General features: G+C 58.8%; 11 protein-coding genes and 2 pseudogenes. 10 read left to right on the forward strand and 3 right to left on the reverse strand.

Features of this window, described 5'->3' with window-relative positions:
* Window positions 1–63 precede the first annotated feature (63 nt).
* A complete protein-coding gene (locus NTCA1_RS24720; RefSeq protein ID WP_255490598.1) occupies window positions 64–585 on the forward strand; it encodes a substrate-binding domain-containing protein in 522 nt (173 codons plus the stop codon).
* A gap of 651 nt (window positions 586–1,236) precedes the next feature.
* Window positions 1,237–2,982, forward strand: coding sequence for a recombinase family protein (locus NTCA1_RS24725; protein ID WP_159832126.1), 1,746 nt, complete (start codon window positions 1,237–1,239; stop codon window positions 2,980–2,982).
* Between the two features lie 183 nt (window positions 2,983–3,165).
* Here NTCA1_RS24725 and NTCA1_RS24730 read toward each other — a convergent pair.
* A pseudogene (locus NTCA1_RS24730) lies at window positions 3,166–4,261 on the reverse strand (IS630 family transposase).
* Window positions 4,262–4,870: 609 nt separating this feature from the next.
* Between NTCA1_RS24730 and NTCA1_RS24735 the strand changes: the two are divergent.
* From NTCA1_RS24735 to NTCA1_RS28825, 6 genes are all read left to right on the forward strand, one after another.
* On the forward strand, window positions 4,871–5,176 hold the full coding sequence (locus NTCA1_RS24735) for a hypothetical protein (protein ID WP_159832127.1): 306 nt from the start codon (window positions 4,871–4,873) through the stop codon (window positions 5,174–5,176).
* 81 nt (window positions 5,177–5,257) lie between these two features.
* Window positions 5,258–5,515: a hypothetical protein gene (locus NTCA1_RS24740; protein ID WP_159832128.1), complete on the forward strand. Its 258-nt coding sequence runs from the start codon at window positions 5,258–5,260 to the stop codon at window positions 5,513–5,515.
* A 26-nt stretch (window positions 5,516–5,541) separates the two neighbouring features.
* Window positions 5,542–5,850: a hypothetical protein gene (locus NTCA1_RS24745; RefSeq protein WP_159832129.1), complete on the forward strand. Its 309-nt coding sequence runs from the start codon at window positions 5,542–5,544 to the stop codon at window positions 5,848–5,850.
* Window positions 5,843–7,306 carry a His-Xaa-Ser system radical SAM maturase HxsB gene (gene hxsB / locus NTCA1_RS24750; RefSeq protein ID WP_159832130.1) on the forward strand — a complete coding sequence of 488 codons (1,464 nt, stop codon included), beginning with the start codon at window positions 5,843–5,845 and terminating at the stop codon, window positions 7,304–7,306. Before NTCA1_RS24745 ends, hxsB begins: the two co-directional genes overlap by 8 nt.
* Complete coding sequence (gene hxsC / locus NTCA1_RS24755; protein WP_159832131.1) at window positions 7,303–8,469, forward strand: His-Xaa-Ser system radical SAM maturase HxsC; 1,167 nt, start codon at window positions 7,303–7,305, stop codon at window positions 8,467–8,469. The genes hxsB and hxsC overlap by 4 nt, the downstream gene beginning before the upstream one ends.
* 12 nt (window positions 8,470–8,481) lie before the next feature.
* On the forward strand, window positions 8,482–8,916 hold the full coding sequence (locus tag NTCA1_RS28825; RefSeq protein ID WP_236549564.1) for a thermonuclease family protein: 435 nt from the start codon (window positions 8,482–8,484) through the stop codon (window positions 8,914–8,916).
* A 790-nt stretch (window positions 8,917–9,706) separates the two neighbouring features.
* On the opposite strand, the pseudogene NTCA1_RS29180 reads toward NTCA1_RS28825, so the two are convergent.
* Window positions 9,707–9,907: pseudogene (locus NTCA1_RS29180) on the reverse strand (integrase core domain-containing protein); the annotation flags it as partial.
* Between the two features lie 21 nt (window positions 9,908–9,928).
* Complete coding sequence (locus NTCA1_RS24765; RefSeq protein WP_159832132.1) at window positions 9,929–10,198, reverse strand: hypothetical protein; 270 nt, start codon at window positions 10,196–10,198, stop codon at window positions 9,929–9,931.
* 721 nt (window positions 10,199–10,919) lie between these two features.
* Here NTCA1_RS24765 and NTCA1_RS24770 point away from each other — a divergent pair.
* Window positions 10,920–11,507 (forward strand): TerD family protein, encoded by a 588-nt coding sequence (locus tag NTCA1_RS24770; RefSeq protein WP_159832133.1) that lies wholly within the window; start codon window positions 10,920–10,922, stop codon window positions 11,505–11,507.
* Window positions 11,508–11,574: 67 nt separating this feature from the next.
* On the forward strand, window positions 11,575–12,708 hold the full coding sequence (locus NTCA1_RS24775) for a TerD family protein (RefSeq protein WP_159832134.1): 1,134 nt from the start codon (window positions 11,575–11,577) through the stop codon (window positions 12,706–12,708).
* Window positions 12,709–12,719: the final 11 nt, after the last annotated feature.

The following is a 12,719-nucleotide window of genomic DNA, read 5'->3' on the forward strand; positions in this document are numbered from 1 at the left end:
CTCGGAGAATGAATCAGATCGCTGACGCTTTGGGAATCCTGTTTATGGGTATGTGACCTAGACCTGCGCCTGCATATCGGCGGGCGCGAGGCGCTCTATGCCTTGCTGCTCGAAGACAAGGTGCACCTAGCCGTCACCGCCTCGCAGCCCGAAGATCCGCGGTTGGCCTTTCATGCGCTGGGCGAAGAGCACCTGCGCGCCGTAGCCTCACCCGCCGTGGCCATGCGGATTGCCGAATTGCCGCTTGCCGACGGGCTCAACCGGACGGCCCACCTCGCCTACGACCTCGACCGACCGCTGCTGCGTACCTGGCTCCATGCAAACCAGATCGAGCTGACGAGCCAGCCCGCGTTGACCGCGCCCGATCTGAGGGTGCTACGGTCGGGATTGTGCGCGGGTCTCGGCTGGACGGTGATGCCCGGCTATCTCACCCGCAGCGAACGCGCTGCCTGCACGCTGATCGAGATACCCGCCCCGGTCACGGTGCCGCGCAACGCTTACTACCTCGTCTGGGCACGCTCATCGCTGCGACACCCGCGCGTGGCCATGGCTCGGGACGCCCTGATTGCTGCACTCCGAAAATAATGGTGGCCACGCCTGTTGGGCCGTGAGCGCAATGTCGGGTCTGAACCAGTTGAGCGCTGGCGAAACGAATGGCGGCTTTCGGGATCGTCGGCTACAAGGCCGAAAATCCGAATTTAGGGCGCATTGCTGCCAGACGGTTTCACGGCGACCGAGCGGCAGGTTTTGGCAGAAGCTGTCGTTGAAAGCGCGACCGGCGAACGACGCATCTTGGTCGGCAGCTGCCCCGCGCGAAGGTCGGCTATGCCCGCACCCCGGCTCGGATCCGGACATTCGACTAACGGCCATCGCGGCCATCTATAGGCGACATACCCGTGCTAGTTGTGTGTCGCAGACGATCCTTAGATGAGGGAGCCCATCGACGCTGGGCAGAGCAGGATCAGCGCTGCGCAAGCCTGAAGGCTCCTTGCTGACCCTGCTTTCACGTAGCTCTGCTTGCTCGTGACGGGCTAAAGGCATCATGCGACCACATGTCAGGCGCACGCACAATGTGGAGACAATTGCGAGGCCCGCCACCAGCATCCAAAAGAGAAAGAACTTAACGGCCTTCTATTTCAATTCTTTAGCAAAGCTCGGGTGGCAGCGCGCCGAGATCACCCTGTCCAGTTTGGTCCGTCAGAGAGATCATGCTATTTTTCTGGCGAGGAGAACGATATGACCCGTGTCGCCCTGTATGCCCGCTATTCCGACGACAAGCAGAGTGCTGCCTCGATCGACGACCAGTTCCTGATATGTCGAGAGCAGGCGAAGCGTGAAGGCTGGCATGTTATAGGCAGCTACAAAGACGCGGCGATCTCGGGTGCCAGCGTTATCCTGCGCCCCGGCATTCAGGCTCTCGTCCAGGACGCACAGATGGGTCGCTTCGATGTTCTGCTCGCGGAGGCATTGGATCGCGTGTCCCGCGATCAGGCCGACGTTGCAACGCTCTACAAGCACCTGCAATTCGCTGGCGTGAAGATCGTCACGCTGGCTGAAGGCGAAGTGTCGGAACTACACGTAGGCCTCAAGGGCACTATGAATGCCCTGTTCCTCAAGGATCTTGCCAAGAAGACGCATCGTGGCCTGCGCGGACGCGTCGAGAAAGGCAAGTCTGGTGGCGGCCTGTGCTACGGCTATGACGTTGTTCGTCGCTTCTCCAGCGAAGGCGAGGCTGTCCATGGCGAGCGCAACATCAATTCCGTTGAAGCCGAGGTGGTGCGTCAGGTCTTTCGGCAGTTCGCCAACGGACTTAGCCCTCAGGCGATTGCGCGCCGCTTGAATGAAGCGGGCATACCCGCTCCGACCGGCACACTTTGGACATCGACCACGATCCGAGGCCACGCAAAGCGTGGAACCGGTCTGCTTAACAATGAGCTCTATATCGGAAAGCTGGTCTGGAACCGGCTTCGCTATCTCAAGAATCCGCAGACCGGCAAGCGCGTGTCACGGATCAATCCGCAATCGGAATGGATCGTCACCGACGTCCCCGATCTACGGATCGTCGATGAGGAACTGTGGCAGGCAGCCAAGGCAAGACAGGAAGATATAGCGGTCCAATATGCCGGCGTGATCGAAGCGACGCGCGCGGCACACAATAAGCTGAACCGCACCCGTCGCCCCAGGAGCCTGCTCTCAGGCCTCGTTTACTGCGGATGCTGCGGCGGGTCTTATACCCTTCGCGGGCAGGGGCGGTTTGCGTGTTCGAACCATATCGACACGAGAAGTTGTTCGAATGGTCATAGCATTTCTCGTGAAAAACTGGAGACGCGGGTTCTCGATGGCCTCCGCGATCGGATGATGAGTCCCGAAGTTGCCGCCAAGGCCATTCGCACCTGCGTAGAGGAAACCAATCGCCTGAACCGCGAGCGCCGGGCAACCGACACGGCAGATCGCGCTGAACTCGACAAGGTCCTGAAAGCGATCAAGGGCGTTCTGGACATAGTGGAAGAAGGCAAGGGAACTCGCTCGCTCGTCGACCGCCTTCTCGATCTGGAAGCGCAGGAGGACGCCATTCGCGCGCGCCTCGCTGCCGCCCCGGCGGATGTTCCGGATATCCATCCCAACATCGCCGAGATTTATCGCGGCAAGGTCGAGCGCCTGGCAGATGCCCTGGTCTGTCCCGAGGAACGTGAGGAAGCGGCCGACGCCCTGCGCGGGCTCATCGAGCGCGTCGTCCTGACGCCGGGCAGCAGGCGCGGCGAAGTCAACGCCATGCTGCATGGCGAGTTCGGTACCATCCTGGATTGGCTTGAGCGGCAGCAATCCGCCAAAAACGACACCACCCCCGGCGCTGGTGCGCCAGGGGTGTCCGGTAGGTCGGTATCGGTGGTTGCGGGAGGGCGATCCAACCATGACCGACATACGCCAGGAAAATCTGGTTTGTCGGTATCGGTGGTTGCGGGGGTAGGACATTTCGTCTGAGTTATTAAATTGATATATATAGATATTTTCAGATTTTTTAGCCATGCCACCCCCAAAACTACCCCCACATGCAGGTGACTGCGCCGAAACGTGCAATGGCTGCGCTGGCCCGAGACGCCGACAAAGCCGACATACAGTGTCTTATTCGCGCGCGATGAAAGCCGCCAATTGTTCATCGAGCCACTAGTGTCCTGTCCCGCAAATAGCTTCACATAGGCGTGCGACCTTTTCGAGGATTGCCTCGCTTGTCGCGGTCCAGACAAATGGTTTCGCCTTGGCGTTGTATGCCTGCACGAAGGCGTTGATTTTATCGACGAGGTCCTTGGCGCTGACGAAAGAAGCGCGACGGATCTGGTGCTGGGTGAGAAGGGCGAACCAACGTTCGACCTGATTGAGCCAAGACGCATAAGTCTGCGTGTAATGAACATGGAAGCGCGGTCGCGCAGCAAGCCAGGCCCTGACTTTAGGATGCTTGTGCGCGGCATAGTTGTCGACCACCAGATGAGCGTCGAGGTCAGGCTGGACATTCGCGTCGATGTGCTTGAGGAAAGCCAGGAATTCCTGGTGCTGGTGACGGGCTTGGCACTTGGTGAGAACCTGGCCATTCGCGATATCGAGGGCCGCGAACAAGGTCGTGGTGCCATGCCGGACCTAGTCGTGCGTGACGCCTTCGAGATATCCAAGACCAAGCGGCAACACGGGCTGCGTACGTTCCAGCGCCTGAATTTGCGTTTTTTCATCAACGCACAGGACAACCGCGTGGTCCGGCGGATTGAGGTAGAGCCCGACGATGTCCTTGACCTTGTCGACGAACAGCGGATCGGTTGAGAGCTTGAAGCTCTTCGAGCGATGCGGCTGAACACCGAACAGCGTCAACATGCGCCCCACTGTGGTCTTGAACAGGCCCGTGGCCGCCGCAGCGGAACGAACTGTCCAATGCGTACCGTCTGCAGGCTTGCTTTCGAGAACCGTGCGCAGCAACTGTGCTACCTTCTCTTCGTCGTGGGTTCTCGGCCGCCCTGGCCGGGCTTCCCCGTAAAGTCCTACGAGCCCCTGTTCAAACTATCGCTTGCGCCAGTGGCAGACCGTTGGGTTCGTGGTTCCGAGCCGGCGCGCAATTGCGGTGTTGGTCTCGCCATCGGCTGAAGCCAGAAACGATATTCGCACGACGAACCACACTGTGTGGAGCGGAATGGGAACGGCTGATACGCTCCAACTCTTCGCGCTCGCCATCACTCAGGCAAAGCACCCGTTCCTGCGGCCGACCGACACCCACCATATTCGTTCTCCCTCGGAGCACGAATCTTCCGCCTGCTTCGACTTTATGTAAAGCTATTTGCGGGACAGGACACTAGGTTCGTTTGCTGAGTTCGATGAGCGCTGGCATTGCGAACTGACTTGCGGTTCATTGGCGCGCCCCGAATAGGCGACTTACTCCCACAGCGAAACCAAGCGCCGCGAACATTCTGATGGCATGAAGAACTCGACGCCGGCCGTGACGTGGCAGCGCTCGTTCGTTTTGCCACCTCTATTGGCGGACAGGGAAAATTTCACGTCATGGACAGGTATCGCGGCACGACCCAAAATTCGGCGAAGGCAGGAGCAGTTTGATCTATTGCCTCACCGGTGGAAAGTCCATGCAAGGCTACCGATCCGTATATTTCCCGGATGAGCATGAGGCAGAGCGTAGATTAGCATCCCAGATAAGTGCCTGAAGACTCCAAACCAATCCGCGCAATGACGACGACTCGGGGAACGTCGGAACCAGAGCGAAGATCGAGAAGGTTCGGCAGGTGACGATTAAATTTTTGAAACATCATGGAAGCCGCTGACAAACGTCTGTTTAAGCGCGTTTTCTTGGGGGCACGACATTTCGCGATTCGGTTCATTGCTCGCCCGCTTTTTGCTGGTGCTCGGTCTCACTGCGCCAGACGCCGTCGCCGCGCAGACAATGTGTCTGATCGGACCGATGCCGCAGGATTGGCGCGTCTTCGTTGGATTTGAGCATTGCGATCGCATCCAGGGACTACGCCGCATCGCCGAAATCCTAGCCGCCGAGTCTGGTGGCATTCTTCGTGTTGTGACAGAGCCACCGTACGTCAAAGAAGGTCGGATTGCGGACGTCTGCGGGAAAGCGCTATCAGCAATTGGCATGCAAGGGTCGCTGCGCGACAGAATTTTAACACTTGACTGAAATACCATTCTGGTGTCGCCAAAAAAACGACTGACCACGACAAAGTGGTTGGCAAAAGCAACATCTCAACAGGGGGTTATGATGGCACGTCGTTCATTTCTAAAACCGTTCGCTGCATCGCTTGCGACACTTGTCGCAGGCTCGCAGGCGCACGCGACCGTTCCGATGGCCGTCCCGGCCGTCGTGGCACAGTTCGCAAACCAGGCTGACGATGCTAAGGATCTTGTGCTGACCAAGGCCGATGAAGCCGTGCAGCTTGCTGCACATGGCAGCCATTCGAGCCATTCCAGCCACAGCTCGCACTCAAGCCACAGTTCGCATTCTTCCAGCGCGTACTAAGCGAGCCTCAAAAGAACGATAAAACCATGACCATTACTACTGGCGATGCCCGGACGGTGACCCTGTCCCGGGCCGCCCTTTCTGTGGATGCCGCAAAGCGGGCCGCATATGCCTTGATGGCACGCTATGACGTCGACGTGGCTGTCACCGGTGACGACATCATCTGCCGGCTGCTTCCGGCCAACTCAACGGTGTCGATGGATACCGCGGAACGCGACTTCCGGCGTGAAGTGATCGACCAGGACCTGCGCATCTCCATCGAGGAGCGCACCGCACCCTACCGCGATGCCATCCTCGGCCTCGCCTTCTCGCGCTCTGGCCTGCAGGATGGCTAAATTCCGCGAGCAGGCTCAGTTCGATTCCTCTGCACAATCAGCCTATACAATGCTGCCATGGCGTTTCACGTCCCTCGGCGGGGAGGATTATGTCGCGACCAATATGGCCGGCGAGTACGTCACGATGTCGGCAAGCGAGGTCTCGGATTTCGCAGGCGGCGCATTGCGGTCTGATCAGCCAATTTACGATGAGCTTAAATCCCGCCATTTCCTGATCGATGACGACACCCAGATCGCAATCGACCTGCTAGGCCTCAAGATCCGCACCAAATTGGCGCCACTCGCCAATTTCACCGGGCTGCACATCTTCGTGACTACGCTACGCTGTGAGCACAGCTGCCCTTATTGCCAGGTGTCGCGAGCCAACGACGACAAGCGCGAATTCGACATGAGCGAGGAGACAGCGTTGCGCTCGCTCGATCTCGCCTTCCGCTCGCCCTCACCCGCGATCAAAATCGAGTTCCAGGGCGGCGAATCCACTCTAAACATGCCGATTATTAGGTTCATCGTTGCCGAGGCCTTGCGGCGAAACGAGACGGCACGCCGCAATCTCGCCTTCGTGATCGCGACTAACCTGGCGGTGCTGGATGACGAGATCCTTCAGTTCGCACGCGCGCACGATATTCTGATTTCGACGTCGCTCGATGGGCCTGCTGACCTCCACAATCGCAACCGGCCACGGCCCGGCAAGAATTCGTACGAAAAGGCGGTGGAAGGTATCGCCCGCGCTCGCACGGCGCTGGGCCATTACAATGTGGGCGCGCTGATGACGACGACCGCGGCAAGCCTGCCGCAAGTCCGGGCGATCATCGACGAATATATCCGCATGGACTTCGGCGGGATCTTCCTGCGTCCGCTTTCCCCCTACGGCTTTGCGATCAAGACCAAATCTTACGCGTCGTACGACCAGAAGAAGTGGCTCGAATTCTTCTTCGAGGGCTTGGACTACATCATCCAGCTTAATCTCGGCGGGTTCGAGTTCATCGAGCATTATTCCGCGATGGTTCTCAAGAAGATGCTTACGCCCCTCCAGACCAGCTACGTGGATCTCATGAGCCCGGCAGGGATCGGGATCGGCGCGGTCGTCTACAATTACGACGGCGTCGTCTACGCCTCTGACGAAAGCCGGATGCTGGCCGAGATGGGCGATACGACCTTTGCTCTCGGCAACGTCCATGACGACGATTTCGCTGCCATCTTCCTTGGCGATGCCCTGCTTGAACCTCTCGAGCAGTCGTTCGCTGCAAGCGTGCCGGGGTGCTCGTGGTGCGCCTTCGAACCGTGGTGCGGAGCTGAGCCCGTGTTTCATCATGCAACCCAAGGTGACTTCGTAGGCAAGAAGCCTCTGTCCTCTTTCTGCACCCGCAACATGGCGCTCTTCCGCGGGCTGATCTCCAGGATGGAGGCCAACCCCGAAGTACGCCGCATTTTCGAACGCTGGGCCAACATCGTATGATCACTTTGCGCGGTCGCCTGACACAATTCAACCCACCGGCCATTGATCGTGGACCTGCGATCCTTAGGCTCTCGGATCGCACGGACCGTCCCGCACCGCTGCGTAGCCTCGAGGCGTTCATCCACCATCAAGGACCGGTTCCCCACGGATTTGGCTGGTACCTAGTCAAGGATGCCGAGACACTCGCGCTTGTCCCGGAGGGTGCGGCCGCTGCCGTTCTGTCCGAAGATTTCCATCACCTGGGCGATGGCGACGTCGTGCGGTTCGAACCGGCCAAGGGGGCGATCCGCACGCTTTTCCGCAAGGCAGTTGCCTACAATCATTTTCTCCTCACCGAGCGCTGCAACAATTATTGCCTGATGTGTTCACAGCCCCCGCGCGCCGTCGATGATGGCTGGATCGTGGATGAGGTTCTGGAAGCCTTGCCCCTCATGGATCGCGGAGCGAAGGAAATCGGGTTCACCGGCGGTGAGCCCACTCTCCTGGGTACACGCTTCATCGAACTGGTTCAGGCCGCCTGCTCCCATCTTCCGAACACGGCCCTGCATATCCTGTCGAATGGTCGCAGCTTTGCCACAGGCACCCTTGCCAGAGACCTCGGTACAGTGCGACACCCGGACCTCATGCTGGGCATTCCGGTCTATGCCGACCTGGCCCACGTTCATGATCACGTCGTGCAGGCCGACGGCGCCTTCGACGAGACGATCCGCGGCATCCTCGCCCTGAAGGCGCAGGGTGTCCGCGTGGAGGTCCGGGTTGTACTGCAGGAGCAGACTGTCTCAAGATTGGTATCGCTCGCCCGCTTTCTCGCCCGCAACCTGCTATTCGTCGATCATGTCGCGCTGATGGGCCTCGAACTCACCGGCTTTGCGCGCGCCAACCTCGAAAAGATCTGGATCGACCCCGTCGATTATCAGGCCGAGCTATCCGAGGCAGTCGGCATTCTCGATCGCGCCGGCATGAGAGTGTCGATTTACAACAGCCAGCATTGCATCCTCGAGCCGTCCCTGCGCCGTTTCTCCCGTCGCTCGATCAGCGACTGGAAGCAGGAATACATGCCGGAGTGCGAGGGGTGCGATGCCCAGGCAGAATGCGGCGGGTTCTTTGCCTCTGCCAAGCTCCGTTACAGCCGTGGGATTTCCCCAATCCTGAGGGCCGCGTGATCCTGCACGATTATGTTTCTGCTTCCGATTCCCGCGGCCGTCGTTGTCGTCCCCGAGGGCCAGACCTTGAAATGTACCCCCACCCATGTCTATGACGGAGATGGGCCAGTCTGGTGCGCGGAAGGACCTCGCATTCGCATTGCGGGGATAGCTGCCCGCGAAATGGACGGCAGCTGCAATTCCAATCAACCTTGCCCATCCGCCCGTGCCGATCAGGCCCGCGACGCCCTTGTGAACTTGCTCGGCGGCGCAAGGGGCCACACGGCCACCGGGCATATCCTGGTAACAGCGCGACCGATGACCTGCCTTTCGCGCGGAAATGCTGTGGGGCTCCGCACCGGCGCTTGGTGCAGACTTGCAGATGGACGGGATCTGTCCTGTTCCATGTTGAAGACGCGCACGGTCCTCATCTGGCGCAGATACTGGGGGCGGCATAGATGCGACTGATGCCCGAGTGCATCGCGCGCTAGGTATGAGAAACGGCTATCGTGATCCGACCCTTTCCGGCCACTCAGCGCTCCGGCTTCGCTACCCAGCAACGGACCGGCAGGTTTCCCATCGCTCTACCCGAAAGGATCGCCGTGAAAATACCTCCGTTTTCGGGCGCTTTGCTAGTCACGGGGCTGTCGTTCTGGTCAGAAATCCCCGCATAGAGACCCACGGTGAATTCCTCTATCACGAGCGTTGTCGTGGTGTTTGGCTTCCGAGACTTCTCACAAAATTGGAACCAGTTTGCCGTGGCCGGTCAAACCGCCATGCCTAGTACAGAGTTACCTGCGGATGCGGGAAAATCCCGATATGCCGGAAAAAGGCTCCGCCTTAGCTTTTTCATGAGTTTCGTCGTCCCAACTCGGTTAGAAGCTAGGCTGGAAGTATTGCAATGTACGCTCTCCGATCTTCATTTCGTCACCCTGGACGCCTCTCAAGGCAACAGCGTTGTCAGACTCAGGTCGTTTCGCTCCTTCTAGCGGCATCCATGATACTCGTAACCTACGGATTAGGCGATATAGTGTAGCTCTTGCCCTACTCTCATCCGGTCGAATCTCGCTGAGCGGTAGGGGTGGTGACGCGCTTCAATTAATGCCTGGTGAGAATAACTAGGCCGGGTGGACGAATCTGAGCCGAAACCTTATGGTTGCGGTCCGAGCCCGAGGTTTCTCCGAGGTACGAGTAGAGCCTGTGCGCGGTTTGATACCCTGCGTAGCATGATGGTAACAACCGGGTTAAGAGTTGACTCTCAACCCGGTTGCCGATCGAACTGCCCCCCATCTGTGCCGGGGTTCCGTCTCCTAGGGTCGAGTAGGGCCGGAAATGGTTGAGTCGTCCCGCCAGAGACCAGCACCTGACGGGCATGGCCAAGGCTGTTGAATAGCGTCTCATTCAAGCAGACGTCGCCCAGCCGAGCATTAAAACTCTCGATGCAGCCGTTCTGTTGCGGCTTGCCTAGCGCGTTGGTATGTCACTCGACATGACCGTCGCGGGACCACCAAAGTATCGCCATACTAATCAGTTCGCTCACGTTATCACTGACTGCTATAGCCAGCTTAACTAAGCGCTCAAGAATGGCCAGATGGATTTCGCGGGCAAGGCGCAGGCCGGATATCGAGGTGTCGGCGACTAGGCGTAGGCCCTCCCGGCAGTAGCTATCAACCAAGGCGAAGATCCCGAACCGGCGCCCACAGACGAGCGCGTCGGAAATGAAATCGAGGCTCCAGCGCTGGTTTGACACTCTTGGCATCGTCAGTGGGCCCGTGCCCGAGACCCTCTTGCGTTCACCGCGCCGGTGCGCCGTAGGCGTTTCTCTCGGTACAGGCGCCGGAACTTCTATGGTTTATCGTCCATCGTTCGCGGCACAAGAGCCAGTGCAAGCGGCGGTAGCGGAACCAGTAACGGAGTCCGGCCAACTCGCGGATGCGTGCCCGTGCCGCGGCATCGTCCGACCGACCCCTTCAAAGGCTGGACGCGATTCAGATCCGGAGGAAATCCTCGGGCTTAGACCCGTGTAAGAACTTGGCCTTTCGCGACATCGAGGGCAGCGAACAAGGTCGTTGTGCCATGCGGGGTATATCGCGTGTGCCGGGCACTTTTCCCTCGGCTGACGAGGCGCCGCCCCCCCTTACAGAAATCGTCATTGGACACCCATTCTTGACCTATTAATATTGGCCATGGAAGCGGGGGCTGGCCAAACATCGACTAGCGAAATGGCAGGGCGGCCACTTCATCGATCACAGAAATTCCACGTTCCCGAGGGATTAAGGAATTTTCATTTTTTGGGAGACTAGGTTTGGGGGGATCCGAAAGCACAGGTTTCTGTGACCAAAATCACTCCTTGTTGCTTACCAAGCGTTTATCAAGCCAGGCGTATTAACCCCTGGCTCATAAAACCGTCATAGTCCTTACCCGCTTACACCGTAACCATATTCATTCACTTGAAACGTCAAAGGAATCCCATGTCGGTTTCGCTTTCGAAGAACCAGTCTGTTAGTCTTGCCAAGCAGTCCAGTTCCACCCTTTCGGCCATCACCCTCGGCGTCGGCTGGGATGTCGCCAAACCCTCCGGCTTTTTCGGCAAGGTGTTTGGTAGCGGATCGGACAGCATCGACCTCGACGCTTCGGCAATCGTGTTCGACAACCGCGGCAATGTGGTCGACACTGTCTGGTTCCGTCAGCTCAAAAGCAAGGATGGTTCGATCAGGCACAGCGGCGATAACCTGACCGGCGAAGGCGAAGGTGACGACGAATCTATCGCGATCGACCTTACCCGGCTCCCCGCGAACGTCGAGCACATCGTCCTCACCGTGAACAGCTTCCGCGGCCAAACCTTCGACAAGGTCGATAATGCCTACGGCCGCGTGTTCGAGACGAACTCCAACCGCGAACTGGCCCGCTTCAACATCTCTGACAGCGGCGCCCACACCGGCCTCGTTCTGGCTGTCCTGTCCCGCGCCGGCGGCGAATGGACCTTCAAGGCCGTCGGCGACCGTGCGAACGGCCGCACAGTCAACGACCTCGTCAGCTCCGCCACCGCGGCAATCTGACGGCAGGCGAGGCCCTGGCAGCGCGAGGGTCCCGGGGCGTGATACTTTCCAAAAGATGGGGGCAACAATGCAACTTCAGCGCGGCGAAAAGCGCGGCCTTTCGGATCTCGGGATCCAGTCGCAGTGCACGGTTAAAATCGACTTCGGCCTCGATGGGGTCGACATTGCAGCATTCGGCCTCAACCAGGCAAAGCAGATCGGCGATGATCGCTATGTGGTGCTGTTCTCGAACACCTCGACGCCTGAGGGCGCAGTCCGACTGACGCCATATTCAGACACCGCCAGCTTCAATCTCGATCTCGACAAGCTTCCTTCGTCGATCGATCGCCTGATCTTCACCGCTACTCACGATACCCGCCCCATCTCAGATGCGCGGCCTCTCGTGGTTTCCGTTGATGGCAACAAGGCCCTGTTCAACGTCGCGGAACATCTCACGACCGAGAAAGCTGTGATGATGTGCGAAATCTATCGCCATTCGAGCGGCTGGAAGCTCGGTACCATCGCTGCGGGATTTGCAGGGGGCCTAGCCGCCCTTATCACTCATTTTGGCGGCGAGGTGGCCGATACGCCTCCTCCCACGCCCCCGCCCGCCCCGGCGCCTGTCTCCCTTAAAAAGATCACTCTCGAAAAATCGAACTCGACGGTCAGCCTCAAAAAAACCGGCGCGAGCTTCGGCGAGATCATTCTGAACCTCAATTGGAATCAGAATACCAGCCGAGGGTTCTTCGGGGGCACGAAGCAGCTGGATCTCGATCTCGGCGTGATCTTCGAGATGCAGGATGGCTATGCGGGCGTGATCCAGGCGCTTGGCCGAACCTTTGGCGATTTCAACAACGAGCCCTATATCGAACTTTCGGGCGACGACCGGACCGGCGCAGTCGCCGCCGGCGAAACCATCCGCGTGAATGGCCGGCACTTCGACCAGATCAAAAAGCTCGGCGTGTTCGCCCTCATCTATGATGGGGCTCCCAACTGGCAGCAGACCGACGGCGTGGTCCGCATGAACATGCCCGGACAACCGGAAATCGAAATCCGGATGAACGAAGGCCGCAACGACAAGCGTCTGTGCGGGGTGGCACTCATCGAGAATGTTAACGGTGAGCTGCAGATGAAGCGCCATATGAAATACTATCCCAGTCAGAAGGGATTTGCCGATGACATCGGCATTTTCCTGAACTGGGTCGGCGCGACCAAAGACTAAATTTCTCTCCA

Source organism: Novosphingobium sp. TCA1, from assembly GCF_009811895.1.
Taxonomy (GTDB): Bacteria; Pseudomonadota; Alphaproteobacteria; order Sphingomonadales; family Sphingomonadaceae; genus Novosphingobium; species Novosphingobium panipatense_A.